An 18,208-nucleotide genomic window follows, 5' to 3' on the forward strand; every position below is an offset into this window, starting at 1 on the left:
GGCTGATGCCGGTCTTTTTTTGTGCGTTATTTCTGAAATAATCCCATGTACAGAATTTGTATAGGCCGATTTCATACAATGTAGTTTGGTTCGGATAAGGAGAATCCCATGCTTACCGGCTTGTTCGAACGTAAGTCTATATAAAAGGGGAGGAATAAGACATTGGGAGTGAGGAACTTTTCGTTCAGCCCGAAAAAAAGCAAAAGGCTGAGGGCGGCATTAATTTCATGCTTTACGCTGTTTTTCATCTTCAGCCAAGTTGTCAGCTTTACTCCGATCGCAGCCGCTTCCGGATCACAACAAAGCGAGAGCGGGTTCTTTGATTCAGTTGCAGTCAAAGACGGCAGACAGCAGACTGTTGACGGGTCAAAAGGGAGTGAGCCCGCTTTAGCACCGGGAGATAAAGTGACACTGACATACGAATGGTCGCTAAAAAACAAGGAAGATGCAAGTGACCGGAATATCACCTTAAAGATTCCGGAAAGTTTTACATTAGATAACGATGCCGAAGGTGAGCTGACATCAGCTGATCGGGTGATCGGTATATATAAAGCTGAAGCAGACAGCAGCACGCTGGAAGTGAAAGTGAACGATGCTGAAGCAGATGCCGGGGATGCCAAAGGCTCCATTACACTGTCGGCGAAGTTTACTCCCGACATAACAGATGAGACGAAAATGGCAAAAGCTCTTTTTCAACTGGATGCCGGCAAGACCCAGCAGGTGTTAATACCTGTGAAGAAAGACGGAACAACGGATTCCGAAACAGAAAAAAACACCTCTTCAACACCTGCTGAACCTCAGGAAAAGACAGAGAAAAAATCAGCATCTGCGGACGGCGGTGATAAAGCAGAACAGAAAACGAAATCAAAACCTTCTGCTAAACGCAGTCAATCAAAAATGGCGGTTTCAAGCAAATCTGCCGCTAAAAGCCTTCAATCAGGCGGAAGCCGGATTACGCAAAATATTTTAACTGATGTGAAATTGACGGATGAAAAAGGAAAACCATATGACAAAAACAACCCTGCGAATACGAACTCTCCGGCAAATATCACCATTCAATGGGCGATTCCGAATGAGCTGGGGAAAACAATAAACGACGGTGATCGATATGAATTTGATCTGCCTAAAGAATTTATCATGCATAATGACATTACGAACCAGCCATTGACCGACGGCGATAGTACGTACGGAACTTTTTCCATTAATACGAGCGGCCATGTCATCATGACGTTTAACGGCGAGGTAAAAGAAGATACTAACGTCAAGGGGTCATTGTATGTAAACACCCAATTCAATCAGAAAGAAATAAAAGGATCAACCACACAAAAGATTAAGTTTCCGGTTAACTCTGATACGCCGGACGTAACGGTTTATTTTAAACCGAATGTCAATAAAACCATTGAGAAATCAGGGTCATTGGATAAAGGTATTAATCCCGGAAAGGTAACGTGGACGGTTGATCTTAATAAAAAGGAAGAAGAAGTTAAAAATGCGAAATTGACTGAAAGCCTTCCGGACGAATTGACTTTCCGCTCTGTGAAAGTGTATGAACTTGATGTGAATATTGACGGCTCGGTGAGTCAGGGAAATGAGATAACTTCAGGTTATACCGTTGGCGAAAACGGTAATGTCACCTTCGCCGGGACGATCGATTCAGCCTACCGGCTCATATATGACACGGAAATTAAAGATGAGGCAAAGCCGGGTAAAGGCGGAAACATCACGCTGACAAACAAGGCGGCATTCAGCGGAGACAATGCGGAGCCAATTTCTGCGGAAGCTTCCGTAACAGCGGGTTACGGAAAAATGATAGAAAAATCTTCGACAGGTTATAAAGGAGAATCCCAAACGTTCAGCTGGGCTGTTATGTACAACTACGGTGAGAAAAAGATTGATCAATCCAAAGCCGGCATCAAGGATACGTTCGGATCAGACGATCTGCATCTTGTTCCCGGTTCATTGAAAGTCCTTCCGATTACATTCAGCCAGAACGGCAGCGAACAAGAGGGCGCCCCATTAAAAGAGGGTGAGGATTATACGCTGACTGATAACGGGAACGGCTTTGAAATAAAATTCAAGCAAACTGTCACAGGAGCATATAAGATCATTTATCAATCTCAAGTCAACGATGGGGTCATTATTGACAGTCCTGTCAAATACACCAATACAGCAATGACAGATACAGGGGAATCAAAGGAAACTCCGGGAACCGCCATTCAGCAGAATCTGATCAAAAATTATTCAAATGCAGACTATGAGAAGAAGACGGTTGATTGGACAATCACAGTTAATAAAAACGGTTACACAATGAAAGACTGGACGCTGGATGATCAATTCACCAGCGGAGGCCTGGCGCTCATTGACGATTCATTTCACATGCAAGACACGACTGATAACAAAACGCTGAAAGAAGGAACAGACTATATATTAACAAAAAAACCCGGAAATCAAGGCTTTACAATAGCATTGATCGGGGATTATGCAGAAACAAACAGTCAGTTTAAGATCACGTATAAGACAAAATTCAACGCTGACTTTTCAAACGAACCCATTAAGAATACGGCTGAGTCGACATGGACGGATAAAAACGGCGGCAAACGCACAAATAAGGAATCGAGCGGCTTCACACCGAACAATCAGACGTCCCATAACGGATTCAAAAACGGCTCATACAACGCCGTTTCAAAAGAAATCACATGGAAAGTCGGCATCAATTATAATGGCGAACCTTCAAAAAATCCTTATATAAAAGATACGATCACAGATGGTCAGCAATTTTTGCATGGATCGGTTGCTGTTAAAACGTATACCATCAGCAAAAACGGCTCCATCACTGAAGGAGAGGCGCTGGATCCTTCAAAATATGAAATAGAAGAGCCGTCAGACGGCAACAAAAATACGTTAATCGTACGTCTCAAAACAGATGACGCTTTACCATACCTGATTGAATTTAAAACGTCATTAAAAGGCCAGGTCATTAAACAGAGTCAATACACAAACAAAGCAGAGTACTTTAATAATGACCATGCAGACCGAACGCTGACGGGTTCAGTTTCCATCGCAAACGGAGGAAACCTGATTTCTAAAGGCGGCAAACAGAACGGAAACTATATCGATTGGAACATCAATGTCAATGCCAGCCAATCGACACTGGATGACGTAAAAGTCAAAGACACCCCGGATGAGAATCAAATAATAGATGAAGATTCTTTTAAAGTATATCAAGCAAAATATAATGAGAGCGGCGTTATGAAAGACAGCAGCGGAAATCTTATTCCGGGTGATGTGAAGCTTGAAAAAGATAAGGACTATAAATTAGATATAAAAACTGACAATGCCACCGGTGAACAATCATTTGTCCTCACCTTTACAGGCAGCTATAAACAAATCGACCGTGCGTATGTCATACAATATCGTTCTCTCATTAATATTTCCGGCAGCAGCGGTCAGGTCAGCAACAAAGTGTCGATATCAGGGACAAATGTTGAGGAGCAGACCCAAGAGAACAACAGCTCAGTGTTTGTCGCCATTTCAAGCGGCGGCGGCTCAGGATCAGGAGAGAAGGGAAGCCTGACGATATCTAAAACAGGATCAGACGGAACATCTCTTTCAGGAGCCGACTTTCAATTATGGTCTAAAGACGGCAAGCAGCTGCTTCGTACGGGCACAACAGACGATGCCGGTAAACTTGCGTTTGGGAATATCCGTTACGGAACCTATGTACTGAAAGAAATAAAAGCTCCGGACGGCTACACCATCAGCGACGCCTATGTAAACGGGGTCTCCGTTACGATTGACGGTAAATCCTCCGCAGCAGGAGCACTCTATAAAGTCATAAATCAAAAAAATAAGGTGACGCTTATCAAAAAAGACGAAAACAATAATCCTTTGGCCGGTGCTGTATTTAAGCTTGAGAAAAAATCAAGCGACGGTACCTATACTCTGATAAAAAATAATATTGAAAGCGATAAAAATGGGAAAGTTGAGATAAACGGTTTGCCCGCCGGATACTATCGGCTGATGGAGACGAAAGCCCCATCAGGGTTTATCGTAAACACAAAAGCTATTCACTTCTCAATCGCAAAGAACGAAAAGAATCAAGTACCTGATGTTGAATTGGGATCAATGGTGAATTATAAAGGAAAAGCCGCTTTAACGAAGAAAGATGCAGACGGCGGGAATCTTGAAGGCGCAGTTTTCAAAATCGTCGACCAGGATGGTAAAACGGTTCAGAAAGATCTGGTTTCAGATAAGGACGGAAAAATAGAAACATCCGGCCTTGCACCCGGTCACTACGCCTTCATCGAAACGAAAGCGCCCGACGGTTATGTGTTAAATACGGAGAAAGTGGAGTTTACCATCTCAGAAACAGCGGAAGGAAAACCGGAGTCAACTGACGCGGGAACGGCCGTCAACTATAAAGGCTCTGTCCGGCTGACGAAGGAAGGTGCGGAAGGCCGAAACCTTGAAGGTGCAGTTTTCAAAATCATCGACAGTGATGGTAAAACGGTTAAAGAAGATCTGGTTTCAGATAAGGACGGAAAAGTAAAAACATCCGGCCTTGCACCCGGTCATTACGCCTTCATCGAAACGAAAGCGCCCAACGGTTATGTGTTAAATACGGAGAAAGTGGAGTTTACCATCTCAGAATCGGCGGAAGGAAAGCCGGAGTCAACTGACGCAGGAACGGCCGTCAACTATAAAGGCTCTGTCCGGCTGACGAAGGAAGATGCGGAAGGCAAGAAGCTTGAAGGTGCAGTCTTCAAAATCGTCGACCGTGATGGAAAAACGGTTAAAGAAGATCTGGTTTCAGATAAGGACGGAAAAGTAGAAACATCCGGTCTTGCACCGGGTCATTACGCCTTCATTGAAACGAAAGCACCCGACGGTTATGTGTTAAATACGGAGAAAAAAGAGTTTACCATCTCAGAAACAGCGGAAGGAAAGCCGGAGTCAACTGACGCAGGAACGGCAGTCAACTATAAAGGCTCTGTCCAGCTGATCAAGAAGGATCAAGACGGAAACGTTTTAGACGGTGCAGAATTTAAAATCATTGACAGTGATGGAAAAACCGTAAGAGACGATCTGATGACAAAAGAAGGCGGCAAAATTGACGCCGGCGGTTTGGCGCCCGGAAACTATCAATTTGTTGAAACAAAAGCGCCGGATGGTTATCTGCTGTCAACAACCCCTGTGCCGTTTACGATTAAGACTGAGAACAGCGGAAAACCGGATCAGGCTTCCCTGACTGCAGTTAACATCAAGAACAGTGTTGTTCTCACAAAATCGGATCAAGGTGACAAACGGAAAGTCCTGCAAGGTGCGAAGTTTAATCTGACAGATGCAAACGGCAAAGTACTGACAGAGGGTCTGACGACAGATGAGCACGGACAAATTAATGTACGGGGACTCAAAGCAGGCGAATATCAATTTATCGAAACAAAAGCGCCTGAACTTTACAGTTTGGATCAAACGCCAATATCATTCAAGATCACAAATACCGACATAAAACCAGTCGAAATCAGTGCGGAGAATACACTGACGCCTGGTGATGTCACACTGACAAAAGTGGATCATGACGATAAAAATAAGGTGCTGGAAGGTGCTGAATTCAAGATCACGGATTCTGCCGGACGTCCGGTAAACACCGGCGGCAGCAAAGAACGGCCGGCGGTATGGAAGACGGATCAAAAGGGCCGGTTTACGGTGAAAGGATTAGCGCCCGGGCAGTATCGATTTATCGAAACAAAAGCGCCTGACGGCTATCAGCTGAACGAAAAACCAATTGAATTCACAATTGAAAAAGGACAGTCAAAAGCCGTTGAGGTCGTCGTTTCTAATAAGAAATTAAAAAATCCCGCACCTGGGAAAGACACACCGAATCATCAAACGAATCAAGGCGGGCATCACCCTGATACCAATGGTAAAACCAATCACTCGGATACAGGCAAAAACCTGCCGAAAACCGGTGATACGGACGGTATGATGCCGGTCACGGCCGGTATTCTGCTGCTATTAGCCGGCGGAGCCGCGGCTGTTGTATCAAGAAAGAAGAAAGCAAGGAATAGATAGACGTTATCGCACCTGATCATGTAAGAATCGATCAGGTGCTTTTTTAAAAAGAGAATCATTTCTCACCAAATACTCACCGCATGACGTACAAGAAAGGAATTTTCTTCATGGTTAAAAAAATGATCATTGCCGTTCTTATTTTGTCCGGGCTGCTTCTCATTTCCTCACCTCTCATGAAAGGCTGTTTGATCGCGTACCTCAGTAAAAGCCAAATTGAATCGGAATTAACCGCAGAACAAGCGCGGAAAAATAACATGAAAAAAGCGGACTATGATTTTGAATCCATTCATCCGCCCGGTTTCAGGGAAACAGTTCAGTCAAGTTTTAATCGCAAACCAAAACCGATAATCGGACGGATAACCATCAGCAGCATCGATTTAGACCTTCCGATTTTAAAAGGCACAACCAATGAAAACCTGCTGATCGGCGCGGCAACTATGCGTCCGGATCAGAAAATGGGCGAGGGAAACTACCCGTTGGCAGGCCACCATCTGAAGCAGGAGAACCTATTGTTCGGCCCTCTTTTACACATAAAAAAAGGCGCGCAAATCGTGATGACCGACTTTAGAAAAGACTATATTTATTCTGTAACATCAAAAACCATGATTTCAGAAATAGAAGCAAACGCAATTCAGGAGACAAAAGATAAAGAGATTACATTAATCACATGCGACAAGGCGGTAAGAACCGAAGGACGCCTGGCCGTCAAAGGAAAATTGATTGATATTTCAGGTCATTCAAATGTATCTCGGCCATCATAGAGAAACACTTTGTCAACTGAATATACGTCCGTTGTGAAACATCCCGAGACTGGCTTCTGTCAGTCTTTTTTTGCGCAGCGATTATAAAAAGTTATCCTTCTTATCTCTCTTGAGGGAAATTATACCAGACTGCACTTTTTAAAAGAAATGACAAGAGAAAAAGATCACGAAAATTCTCAAAAATGAGAAATAAAGATTTAAAAAATGGTATGATTTTAGGAGGAAAGGACGGCTGGTGCTGTGTTGGAAGCGAAGCGGTTTTATGTCTCTCTGCAAATGAAAATCGCCGGATTAATTGCGGCTTTATTAATACTTGTCATCGGAACGCTCACAGTTATATTTGCCTTTCAGCAATTAAAGGAAGGCCAGAAGCAGGCTGAACAGCTGGCGGTGCAAATGGCAAAAACCATTTCATATATGCCTCCCGTAAAAGAGGCGTTCCGGCTTGCGGATCAAGAGGCTTTTACAAAGTTAGACGTCATTGAACAAATGAAAGAACAGGCAGGCGCGCACGCCGTCTACATCACTGATCAAAAAGGGCATGTTGCATTTCATTCGGCCCGAAGCAGTATTCCGAAAGAAAATCAAAATTTGCAAAATAAAACCGTCATGTTCGGCGGGTCACCGGTTTCCGACGGAATGAAGGCTGTCCGGGGGAGCGCCCCGGTTATTTTGGAGGAAAAAAATCATAACGAAGTCGTCGGAACGGTGACAGTCGAGTTTTTACAAGATGAGATAGAAAAAGATATGAAAGCGCATCTGCGGCATTTAGGCTATTTTGCATGTTTGGTGTTTCTTATCGGCATCGGGGGAGCGGCGGCGCTCGCAAAAAGCATCCGTAAAGATACACTCGGCCTTGAACCGCATGAAATTGCAGCACTGTACAGGGAGCGCAATGCGATGCTCCTTGCGATTAAAGAAGGGATTATCGCCGTAAACAAAGAAGGCGCGGTAACCATGATGAATTTATCTGCGGCTGATATGCTGAATCTTCCGGAACCGATGATCGGAAGGCATATAAAAGAAATCATGCCGGGCGCAAATCTCATGCCGGTGTTGGCAGGGGGAGAATTACCGCCGAACGTGGAGGTGCGTGCCGGAGATAAAGTATTTATCTTAAACGTGAAAGAAATGAAGCAGACCGGACAAGTATACGGAGCGGTGATCAGCTTCCGGGAGAAAACAGAGCTCAAGAAACTGATTAACAAGCTGACTGAAATGAAAAAATACTCAGAGGATCTTCGGGCGCAAACGCATGAATTCTCGAATAAGCTTTACGCGATCCTCGGTCTGTTAGAGCTGGGAGAATATAATGAAGCCATTGAACTGATAAAAGAAGAGTACGCCATCCAGAATGAACAGCATGAAATCCTCTTTCAAAACATTCATTCACAGCGGGTTCAGGCCATACTATTAGGAAAAATGGGAAAGGCGTCTGAGAAGAAAGTGAAGCTTTCAATAGATGAAAACAGCTTTTTAGAATCGCTGCCGGAGCATGTGGGCTCATCCCAGCTCATTACAATCATCGGAAATCTTATTGATAACGCTTTCGAAGCCGTCGCCGAAAAAGAGAAAAAAGAGGTCGTCTTTTTTATGACCGATATCGGCAGGGATATCGTCATCGAAGTGGCGGATTCAGGAGACGGCGTGCCTCAGGAAAAAACAGAAACCATATTTGAAAAGGGCTACTCTTCAAAGGGGACGAGGAGAGGATACGGCTTAGCCAATCTAAAAGAAGCCGTCAGTGAATTGCAGGGATCGATAGAGATTTCGCAGCAAAAGAGCGGCGGTGCCGTATTTACGGTGTTTATACCGAAAGAAACGCCAAAGGGGGAATCGGTGTGATTAACATCGCGATTGCAGAGGACGACTTTCGAATAGCGCAAATTCACGAAAAATTTATCGAACATCTTGATGGATTCAATGTCATCGGTAAAGCAATCAATGCCAAAGACACCATATCGCTGCTTGAGAAACGGCAGCCTGATCTGCTGCTTTTGGATATTTATATGCCGGATGAGCTGGGGACAGATCTGCTTCCCCTCATCCGTGGCCGTTTTCCTTCCGTTGATATCATCATTATTACAGCTTCTGCCGAAACAAGACTGCTGCAGGAAGCGCTCAGATCAGGCGTTTCCCACTATGTCATAAAGCCGGTGTCGGCACATAAATTTACAGAAGTGCTTTTGCAGTACCGTGAAAAAAGAGAATGGCTGCACTCACAGCCGGAGCTGAGCCAGTCCGTTATCGACATGTTTTTCGGAAGCGGTCAGAAAGAACAAAAACAGCTCAATGATCTGCCGACCGGGATTAATTCGATTACACTTCAAAAAATCAAAAACGCGCTCAGGGCAGCCCAAAAAGGGATGACGGCCGAAGAACTGGGCGAAAAAATGGGCGCCTCCAGAACAACGGCGCGGCGCTACGCCGAGTTTCTCGTTTCTCAGGAAGAAGCGCTCGCTGAATTAGAGTACGGCATTATCGGCAGGCCGGAACGGAAATATTATTTAGCACATGAATAAGGGATGGGAGAAATGAAGCGGTTGGGAGTGCTTCTTGTCATGCTGGCGGCGCTGGTTTCTTTTGACGGACGGCAGATGGCGGGCATCCGTTCAGCCGAAGGGCCGGTTGAAATTGTCGTCCCGGCAGCGCCTCAAGGGGGCTGGGACGTAACGGCAAAAGCTTTGCAATCGGTAATAGAGCGGAAGCAAATATTAGGCCGGCCCGTAAAGATCGTCTATAAACCCGGCGGAGGCGGAGACAGCGGCTGGAAATATGTAAACGAACGAAAAACGGATGTCATCAGTATGAATTCAAGCCTGCTGTTAAGCAATGAAATTTTGGGACAAAGCCGGCTGAAGGCAGCTGATTTTACGCCTTTGGCCATTATCGCAAAAGAGTGGCAGACCGTCGCTCTTCCGAAGGATTCAAAGATAAAAAGCGGAAAGCGGCTGCTCGGCGATATTAAAGCACATCCGGGCGGCATAAAAATCGGATTTGCGCCCGGCCTCGGAAATGATGACCAGCTCTCCTTTGCGAGAGCGGCGGAAATGGCCGGAATTTCTCCGTTTGATATCCGCTTTTTTCAATACGGGAGCAGCAATGAAGTCATTGAAGCTCTTATCAGCCACGAGATAGACGCCGCCTCAATGACCATTTCAGAAGCGAGAGACGCCTATTGGAAAGGGAAAATCACATTGGCGGCCGTTACGTCGGACAAAAGGCTCTCCGGCTTCAGCGATGTGCCGACATGGAAAGAGCAGGGGGTGCCGTTTGTCTTTGCGCACTGGAGAGGCATCATGGGGCCGAAAGACATGACCGAAGGCGAGATCGCCTATTGGGATCAGGCTTTGAAACAGATTACCTCATCCGCGGAGTGGAAGCAAATGTTGAAAAAACGGGATTGGGAGAGCTTTTATAAAAACAGCAGCGGCGCAAAACGCTTTTTAGAAGAGCAGACCGAGTTTTATGAAGAGATGATGAGCAGCGAAAAATAAGCCTTCCGCATATTTGCGGGAGGCTTTTTATTTATAAATGAACAAAATGAACGAAAAGGTTATAAAAAATTAAAAATCTTTAAAATCCAAAATATTTACTTCAATATCCAATTCTCATAAGATAGCAAAAAGGCGGATAAAGGGGATCGGGCCTTTAAAATGTAAGCGTATTCATAATAAGGGGGACATACTGTGTTAGCAATCTTAGGCTTTCTTATGATGCTTGTTTTTATGGTGCTGATTATGACAAAACGGCTTTCAGTGTTAACGGCGCTCGTATTAACGCCGATCGTGTTTGCGCTGTTTGCCGGGTTTTCTTTTAACCGGGTCGGCGAGATGATGATTTCCGGGATTGAACAGGTGGCGCCGATTGCAGTCATGATTATGTTCGCGATTCTTTATTTCGGCATTATGATTGATACCGGTTTATTTGATCCGATGGTGTCGCGTATTTTAAAGCTGGTTAAAGGCGACCCGCTCAAAATTGTAGTCGGAACAGCCGTTTTGACCATGCTTGTCGCACTGGACGGAGACGGCTCGACGACGTATATGATTACGACAAGCGCAATGCTGCCTTTGTATATCATGCTCGGAATCCGTCCGATTATTTTAGCGGGAATCGCCGGTGTCGGCATGGGTATCATGAACACGATACCATGGGGCGGCGCGACGCCGCGTGCGGCGAGTGCGCTCGGCGTTGACCCGGCAGAGCTGACGGGGCCGATGCTGCCTGTCATTGCCAGCGGAATGGTGTGTATGATTGTGGTCGCTTATGTACTCGGAAGGATGGAAAGGAAACGGCTCGGGGTGATCGAATTAAAGCAGCCGTCCCATACAAATGAAACGGCTGCGGCTGCGGAAGATGAATGGAGGCGGCCGAAACTGTGGTGGTTCAATTTACTGTTAACGCTTTCTTTAGTGGGATTTTTAGTGTCAGGAAAAGTGAATTTAACCGTGCTGTTCATCATTGCGTTTTGTATCGCGCTGATTGTCAACTATCCGAAGCTTAACGATCAAAGGGAGCGTATTTCAGCCCATTCGAGCAATGTGCTTGCGATCGGTTCGATGATTTTTGCCGCAGGCGTGTTTACCGGAATTTTAACGGGGACGAAGATGGTTGATGAGATGGCCATTTCCCTCGTATCGCTTATTCCGGAACAGATGGGGGGATTTATTCCGGCGATTGTTGCCTTAACGAGCGGTATCTTTACGTTTCTGATGCCCAATGACGCCTATTTTTACGGCGTGCTGCCCATTTTGTCCGAGACCGCCGTGGCGTACGGTGTAGATAAGGTGGAAATCGCCCGCGCTTCGATCATCGGCCAGCCGATTCATATGTTAAGCCCGCTCGTGCCGTCGACGCATTTATTAGTCGGGCTTGCCGGGGTCACCATTGATGAACACCAGAAGTTTGCGATGAAATGGGCGGTTCTTGCCGTTATCGTCATGACGGCCTTTGCGCTCATCATCGGCGCAATCACGATTTTTTAACATAAAACACCCGGTTCGTCGCACACTAAAGGCATCAGAGGAGGTGCCATGATGAGTGATCCGTTTATGCCGCTTTTTTCAGTGAGAAGCGGCGCCGGTTTTAAAGCGGCGGACGGCGTTTACGGACTGACCGTGCAGATTGCGAATGTTTACTTTATCGAAAATCCCTCAGCTCCGCGGGAAATCATTCTGGTTGACGCGGGAATGCCGCAATCGGCAGAGATGATAACAGAAGAAATGAAACGCCGATTCAAAGAGGGGTATCAGCTGAAGGCGGTCATTTTGACACACGGTCATTTTGATCATGTCGGTGCGATTGAAGAGCTGCTTGAGCTTTGGGATGTGCCGGTTTACATTCATGAAAAGGAGCTCCCGTACGTCACAGGGAAAGCGGATTATCCGCCTGCCAGGCCCGATGCGAAAAAAGGGCTTGTCGCAAAGCTGTCACCGCTGTTTCCGCGCCATTCGATCCGCATTCCGTCCGTTCAGGCACTGCCTTCAGACGGTACCGTTCCGTTTCTTGAAGAATGGAAATGGGTGCATACGCCCGGTCACACACCCGGCCATATTTCATTATTCCGGGATAAAGACCGCGTTCTGCTTGCCGGTGATGCCGTGATCACTGTTGAACAGGAATCGCTTGCGGACGTTGTCATTCAAAAGCAAGAGCTTCACGGGCCGCCCGCTTATTTTACAGCGGATACGCAGACGGCGGCCGCATCCGTTCAGAAACTGGCCGAACTGGAGCCGGAAGCGCTTTTGACGGGTCACGGAATTCCGATGACGGGAAAAAACTACCGTGAGGATTTGCTTACACTGGCTGAAAAACTGCATTCCGTTTTGTAAAACACCTGCGAACATCACAGGTGTTTTTTCTTTGCAGTTTCCAGTATGATACAAAAAAACCATTGTGTTCACTCCTAAAAACGATACAATGGGAAACAGATGTAAATTGAAGGAGAGAGTTTTTTGAAACATACGGAAATACTTTGGGATGAGGCGAAGGATTTTATTGATGTCTGCTATCAGGAACTCGGAATGGAATCGCAAATCAACGCGCGTCTACACGCGATAAAAGATGAGATAGATCGGACAGGAAGTTACGTTCATACGGCGGAAGAGCTTGAACACGGGGCGAAAATGGCGTGGCGCAACAGCAACCGCTGTATCGGGCGTCTGTTCTGGCAATCGCTGAACGTCATTGACCGGCGCGGTGTGAACACGAAAGAAGAGGTGCGCGACGCATTATTTGAACATATCAAAATCGCCACGAACGGCGGAAAAATTAAACCGACGATTACGATTTTCCCTCCTGAGAAGAATGGGGAAAAACAAGTGGAGATCTGGAATCACCAGCTCATCCGCTATGCGGGATATGAGACTGAAAAAGGAAGAGTCGGTGATCCGGCATCATATGAGCTGACGGCTGTCTGCGAAAAACTCGGCTGGCGCGGGAAGCGGACCGATTTTGATATTCTGCCGCTGCTTTTCCGGATGAAAGGGGACGGGCAGCCGGTCTGGTATGACCTGCCTCAGACGCTCGTGAAAGAAGTGCCGATCACCCATCCGGATATTGAAGAGTTTGCCGATTTAAATCTCAGATGGTACGGGGTTCCGATTATCGCCGATATGAGGCTTGAAATCGGCGGGCTGTCGTACAACGCGGCGCCTTTTAACGGATGGTATATGGGAACCGAAATCGGCGCAAGGAACCTTGCTGACGAAAAACGGTATGATATGCTCAAAAAAGCCGCTGCGGTCATGGGGATTTCCGCCAGCCTGAATACCGACCTGTGGAAAGATCAGGTGCTGGTGGAACTGAATAAAGCAGTGCTCTATTCATACAAAAAACACGGTGTCAGCATTGTCGATCACCATACGGCGGCGAATCAATTTAAACGCTTTGAAGAACAGGAACAAGACGCGGGCAGAAAGCTGACGGGCGACTGGACCTGGCTGATTCCGCCGATCTCGCCGGCTTCCACCCACATTTTCCATAAATCATATGACAATACGATTGTGAAGCCGAATTATTATTATCAGGACAAGCCTTATCAGTAACTGATGGTAAAAGTGCGGTACCCTTTCAGACGGTGTGATTCTTCGATGGTTACGCCTGTGACATTTGAGAAGGGGCTGCCTTTTCTGACTGCTTCGGCAAATTGTTTTAACGACTCTTCAGGACCTTCGGCAAGGATTTCCACCCGGCCGTCATCACGGTTTTTTACCCAGCCGGCTACCTTATGTCTGTCGGCTTCCATCTGGACGAAGTAGCGAAAACCTACGCCCTGAACCCGGCCGTCTGCAATCATATGATATTGAAGCATGGAAAAACCACCTTTTTCTTACTATGATAAAGGAAAGATATGAGATTTCGCAAAGGATGTGAACGAGGTGACGCAAGACTATTCTGTCTTATCTATCAATCTCGGAAAGCCCGCAATTCATGAATTTGCCGGCAGACAAATCAATTCCGGCATCATAAAGCGGCCCGCAGATTCTCCCGTCATGCTGTATAAAACCCATTTTGACGGGGACGGGCAGGCTGATCTGAAGCATCACGGAGGTCCCGATAAAGCGGTGTGCGTGTATCCCGCCGAGCATTATTCATATTGGGAAACAACGCTCGCAAGAAAACTTCCCGCCGCCGCGTTCGGGGAGAATGTAACGGTCAAAGGACTGGCCGAACAAGACGTGTGGATCGGAGACGTCTTTCAGCTGGGGGAAGCCGTCGTTCAAGTAAGCCAGCCGCGCCAGCCCTGCGTCAAACTCGCGCTCAAATATGGCATCAAAGATATGGTGCTCCGTGTACAGCAGACGGGATTTACCGGCTTTTATTTCAGGGTGCTTGAAGAAGGATATGTCGATCCGCGTCCCGTCCTCAAGCGTCTGTCGAGAGGAAAAGAAAGCATTTCCGTCTGGTATGCGAATGAAGTGAAATATCGTGATTCCGGCAATCTGTCAGCGATTGAAGAAATACTGCGGGAAGAAGCGCTGTCAGAAAGCTGGAGGGAGTCCTTCCTTAAAAAAAGAGACAGGCTCACTAATGTATAGAAAAAAAGCCGTGCTGCACTGACAGCACGGCTGATTTACGTTATGCTTGTTTTTTTGTTTCCAGCAGATTGGCAAGGAAGTACTTTTTGAAGCTTTGAAGCTTTCTTCCTTCATAGTGGGTAATTCCTTTTTTCTTTAACTCTTCTACATACCAGCCTTTACTGCCATAATGCATGTCAGAAAACTCCTTTCTCCGTTCTCCCGCTGGGGAGGTTTCTTCAGCTTTTGCCAAACTTTTGGCATTGTAACATCTATAAAAAGACGCTGAAAAGGGATAATGCAAAAACTGAGACTTTCGATTCAGAGATGTAAAGCTTTCTTACATATATATGTAAAGGGCGGTCTTTTCATGCTTAATGGCCGGTTAATTTTAACAGCACCGTTCCGAGTGTCATGATTCCGAAAACGACGCCGAAATAAATCAGCATCCCCTTCTTTTTCTTCACTCCGTAAACGGTGAGAATGATGCTTTCAATAAAGAAAATAAACCCGAAGATAATAAACCACATGTTGAAAAATGGCTCCTTTCACAGACATATGTCCAGTGTAGCACAACTCTTATAACGGAGCATAAAAAAGCCGGGCACTGTATCAGTGTCCGGCAAGTTTGACGAGAAGCTGGGCCAAATGCTGTTTTTCATTGTCATCCGCAATGTCCCACAGTTCTTGTAAGAGTTTTTCTTCCGCATTGCGGGGCTCCTCGTGTTTGGCGAGATAGTCCCCGAGGATGGCGGCGCTTTTGATGATTTTGCTGTCATCCAGACCCAGTTTTTTTCCGGCGGAAATTTTCTGATGAAGGTACGCCTTAAATTCCTCGAAATCCTCTAAAATCTGCTGTTTCGTTACGCCGTGCATGGCGTGTATTTCGTTTTCGATTTTGATTTTTTCTTTATCTTTTTTCATGCGTCTCCCTCCTTCGGGTTAGTTGTTGTATACCTGTTTGGAAGGGAGATGAAACATTACAATGCAGTTAAAATAATCGGTTTGTCTTTTGTGATCACGATGGTGTGTTCCACTTGGGCGACAAGGCTTTTATCCGGCGTTTTAAACGTCCAGCCGTCTCCCGCTTCAACAATCGTTTCCGCTTTCGTGGAAATAAACGGCTCAAGCGCGATCACGGTTCCGTTTTTAAACAGCGCGTTATCAAACGGATCGTAGTAATTCATGATGTGGTTCGGCGCTTCATGGAGGTTTCTGCCGATTCCGTGGCCCGTCAGCGTTTTAATAACGGTAAATCCGTTGGAGCGGGCTTCATGGTAGACGGCTCTGCCGATCTGGTTTTGGCGTTTGCCGGCTTTTGCCTGATCCAATCCTTTCTGAAATGCGGATGCTGCGCAGTTACAAAGCTTTTGCAGACGTTCATCGCCTTCTCCGAGCACAAATGAAATTCCCGTATCGGAATAAAAACCGCCGAACTCCGCCGAAATATCGATATTTACAAGATCCCCGGCTTTTAAGATTTTAGAGGCGCTCGGAATGCCGTGAGCGACTTCGTCATTTACGCTGATGCATGTCACGCCCGGGAAATCGTATTCCTTCTCCGGAGCGGAAGCGGCTCCGTGCTCGTCAAGCACAGCCTTTCCGATCAGGTCAAGATCTTTCGTGCTCATGCCGGGCTCGGCTTTTTTCTTCATTTCTTCACGCGCCAGCGCGACGATTCTGCCGATTTTTTTAAGGCCTTCTAATTCTTGATCGTTCGTTACAATCATTGTCATTCCCGCTTTCTATTTTTAATCATCTGATTCAAGCTTACCACAACTGGTTTATAAATAGAAAACCAACAAGCCTTATGTGAATAAATGAAGGAAAATTGGTATAGATCACTAGATAACTTATGTGGTATATTTAAGAAAAAAGAAGGGGGATGGGTAAAATGCTTCAATTTTTGCAAAAACTCGGAAAATCATTTATGCTTCCGATTGCCGTTCTGCCCGCCGTTGGTATTATTTTGGCCATCGGCAGAGAGGACTTATTAAATATTCCGTTCATTTACGCGGCGGGGACCGCGGTATTTGATCATCTGCCGCTGATTTTCGCGATCGGAATCGCGATCGGGATTTCGAAAGACAGCAACGGGGCCGCCGCTCTGTCGGGAGCAATTTCTTATATCATGCTGGACGCGGCTGTAAAATCAATCAATTCGACAAATAATATGGCCGTTTTCGGAGGGATTATCGCCGGGTTAATTGCGGGATACACGTATAATCGCTTTAAGGATACGAAGCTGCCCGAATATCTCGGGTTTTTCAGCGGGCGCAGGCTCGTTCCGATTGTAACGGCGCTGATTACCATTATTTTGGCGGGGATCTTCGGATTTGTGTGGCCGCCGATTCAGTCGGTGATTACGTCTTTCGGGGAATGGATGATCGGGCTTGGCGGAATCGGCGCCGGGATTTACGGGATTTTTAACAGGCTTTTGATTCCATTCGGTCTTCATCATGTGCTGAATAATATTTTTTGGTTCCAGTTTGGCGATTTTCACGGAAAAACGGGAGATCTGGCCCGCTTCTTTGCGAAGGATCCGACGGCGGGAACTTATATGACGGGATTCTTCCCGATTATGATGTTCGGGCTTCCGGCCGCATGTCTGGCAATGATTGCCACGGCTAAGCCAAGTAAGCGCAAAGCGACGGCCGGAATGATGATCGGTCTCGCGCTGACGGCATTTATTACCGGAATTACAGAGCCGATTGAATTTGCATTTATGTTTTTATCACCGCTTTTGTACGGGGTTCATGCTATATTAACCGGGTTCTCTTTATTTATCGTGAATGTTCTCGGAATCAGGTCAGGTTTTTCATTCTCGGCGGGGGCGATCGATTATCTCCTCAGCTACGGCATTGCCGAAAAACCGCTATTGCTGCTCGTTGTCGGGCTTTGTTATGCGGTGATCTATTTTGTCGTCTTCTATATGCTCATCAAAACGTTAAACTTGAAAACGCCGGGACGGGAAGATGATGAGGAAGAGGAAGAAGTGCTTAGTGAAGATACGGCCGGTTCCGTCGAAGAACATGCCATGCTCAAGGGGCTCGGCGGCAGGCAAAACCTCGAAACGATTGATCACTGTGCGACCCGCCTCAGGCTGACCGTGCAGGATACGTCTCTCATTAATGAGGCGGCGCTTAAAAAAGCGGGAGCAAAAGGGGTTATCAAAACGGGGAATAAAACGGCGCAGGTCATTATCGGGCCGAACGTCGAATTTGTCGCGGAAGAGCTGAGAGAAGCCGTCCGCCGTGACGACCAGAAGCAGACTTGAAAAATCCGGATCACCTAGGTGATCCGGATTTTTTTTGAACATATATCAAGTTTCACATAATGTACAAAAAACAACGT

Annotated in this window: 15 protein-coding genes; 10 read left to right on the plus strand and 5 right to left on the minus strand. The window is 46.3% G+C overall.

Going from position 1 to position 18,208, the window contains the following annotated elements:
* Positions 1–162 precede the first annotated feature (162 nt).
* The 8 genes from NYE62_RS03830 (at position 163) to nosA (ending at position 13,882) form a co-directional block, all read left to right on the plus strand.
* Positions 163–6,072 (plus strand): SpaA isopeptide-forming pilin-related protein, encoded by a 5,910-nt coding sequence (locus NYE62_RS03830; protein WP_342497253.1) that lies wholly within the window; start codon positions 163–165, stop codon positions 6,070–6,072.
* Between the two features lie 107 nt (positions 6,073–6,179).
* Positions 6,180–6,833, plus strand: coding sequence for a class A sortase (locus NYE62_RS03835; RefSeq protein ID WP_025284410.1), 654 nt, complete (start codon positions 6,180–6,182; stop codon positions 6,831–6,833).
* Between the two features lie 240 nt (positions 6,834–7,073).
* Positions 7,074–8,678, plus strand: a complete 1,605-nt coding sequence (locus NYE62_RS03840) for a sensor histidine kinase (protein ID WP_342497254.1) — start codon at positions 7,074–7,076, stop codon at positions 8,676–8,678.
* The gene (locus NYE62_RS03845) at positions 8,675–9,355 is read left to right on the plus strand and encodes a response regulator (RefSeq protein WP_007408483.1); all 681 of its coding nucleotides are present in this window, start codon (positions 8,675–8,677) and stop codon (positions 9,353–9,355) included. The genes NYE62_RS03840 and NYE62_RS03845 overlap by 4 nt, the downstream gene beginning before the upstream one ends.
* Before the next feature lie 12 nt (positions 9,356–9,367).
* Positions 9,368–10,330, plus strand: coding sequence for a tripartite tricarboxylate transporter substrate-binding protein (locus NYE62_RS03850; RefSeq protein WP_095352306.1), 963 nt, complete (start codon positions 9,368–9,370; stop codon positions 10,328–10,330).
* Positions 10,331–10,522: 192 nt separating this feature from the next.
* Positions 10,523–11,821, plus strand: a complete 1,299-nt coding sequence (locus NYE62_RS03855; protein ID WP_007408485.1) for a citrate:proton symporter — start codon at positions 10,523–10,525, stop codon at positions 11,819–11,821.
* A gap of 51 nt (positions 11,822–11,872) precedes the next feature.
* Positions 11,873–12,667 carry an MBL fold metallo-hydrolase gene (locus tag NYE62_RS03860; RefSeq protein WP_039062768.1) on the plus strand — a complete coding sequence of 265 codons (795 nt, stop codon included), beginning with the start codon at positions 11,873–11,875 and terminating at the stop codon, positions 12,665–12,667.
* Positions 12,668–12,790: 123 nt separating this feature from the next.
* Positions 12,791–13,882: a nitric oxide synthase gene (gene nosA / locus NYE62_RS03865; RefSeq protein ID WP_007408487.1), complete on the plus strand. Its 1,092-nt coding sequence runs from the start codon at positions 12,791–12,793 to the stop codon at positions 13,880–13,882.
* On the opposite strand, the gene NYE62_RS03870 is transcribed toward nosA, so the two are convergent.
* Positions 13,876–14,148 (minus strand): acylphosphatase, encoded by a 273-nt coding sequence (locus NYE62_RS03870; RefSeq protein WP_015239384.1) that lies wholly within the window; start codon positions 14,146–14,148, stop codon positions 13,876–13,878. The two genes, nosA and NYE62_RS03870, sit on opposite strands and share 7 nt — an antisense overlap.
* Before the next feature lie 67 nt (positions 14,149–14,215).
* Here NYE62_RS03870 and NYE62_RS03875 point away from each other — a divergent pair, with 67 nt between their 5' ends.
* On the plus strand, positions 14,216–14,875 hold the full coding sequence (locus tag NYE62_RS03875; RefSeq protein ID WP_015239385.1) for an MOSC domain-containing protein: 660 nt from the start codon (positions 14,216–14,218) through the stop codon (positions 14,873–14,875).
* Positions 14,876–14,915: 40 nt separating this feature from the next.
* On the opposite strand, the gene NYE62_RS03880 is transcribed toward NYE62_RS03875, so the two are convergent.
* The 4 genes from NYE62_RS03880 to map all read right to left on the minus strand — a co-directional run bounded on the left by NYE62_RS03880 (position 14,916) and on the right by map (position 16,584).
* Positions 14,916–15,050 (minus strand): YflJ family protein, encoded by a 135-nt coding sequence (locus NYE62_RS03880; RefSeq protein WP_003155609.1) that lies wholly within the window; start codon positions 15,048–15,050, stop codon positions 14,916–14,918.
* A 178-nt stretch (positions 15,051–15,228) separates the two neighbouring features.
* Positions 15,229–15,384: a hypothetical protein gene (locus tag NYE62_RS03885; protein ID WP_003155608.1), complete on the minus strand. Its 156-nt coding sequence runs from the start codon at positions 15,382–15,384 to the stop codon at positions 15,229–15,231.
* Positions 15,385–15,466: 82 nt separating this feature from the next.
* Complete coding sequence (locus NYE62_RS03890) at positions 15,467–15,778, minus strand: DUF3243 domain-containing protein (RefSeq protein WP_003155607.1); 312 nt, start codon at positions 15,776–15,778, stop codon at positions 15,467–15,469.
* Positions 15,779–15,834: 56 nt separating this feature from the next.
* Complete coding sequence (gene map, locus NYE62_RS03895; protein ID WP_007408490.1) at positions 15,835–16,584, minus strand: type I methionyl aminopeptidase; 750 nt, start codon at positions 16,582–16,584, stop codon at positions 15,835–15,837.
* 164 nt (positions 16,585–16,748) lie between these two features.
* Between map and nagE the strand changes: the two genes are divergently transcribed.
* The gene (nagE, locus tag NYE62_RS03900) at positions 16,749–18,131 is read left to right on the plus strand and encodes an N-acetylglucosamine-specific PTS transporter subunit IIBC (RefSeq protein ID WP_062623277.1); all 1,383 of its coding nucleotides are present in this window, start codon (positions 16,749–16,751) and stop codon (positions 18,129–18,131) included.
* Positions 18,132–18,208 lie beyond the last annotated feature (77 nt).

This window comes from Bacillus sp. FSL K6-2861 (assembly GCF_038630725.1).
Classification (GTDB): domain Bacteria; phylum Bacillota; class Bacilli; order Bacillales; family Bacillaceae; genus Bacillus; species Bacillus velezensis.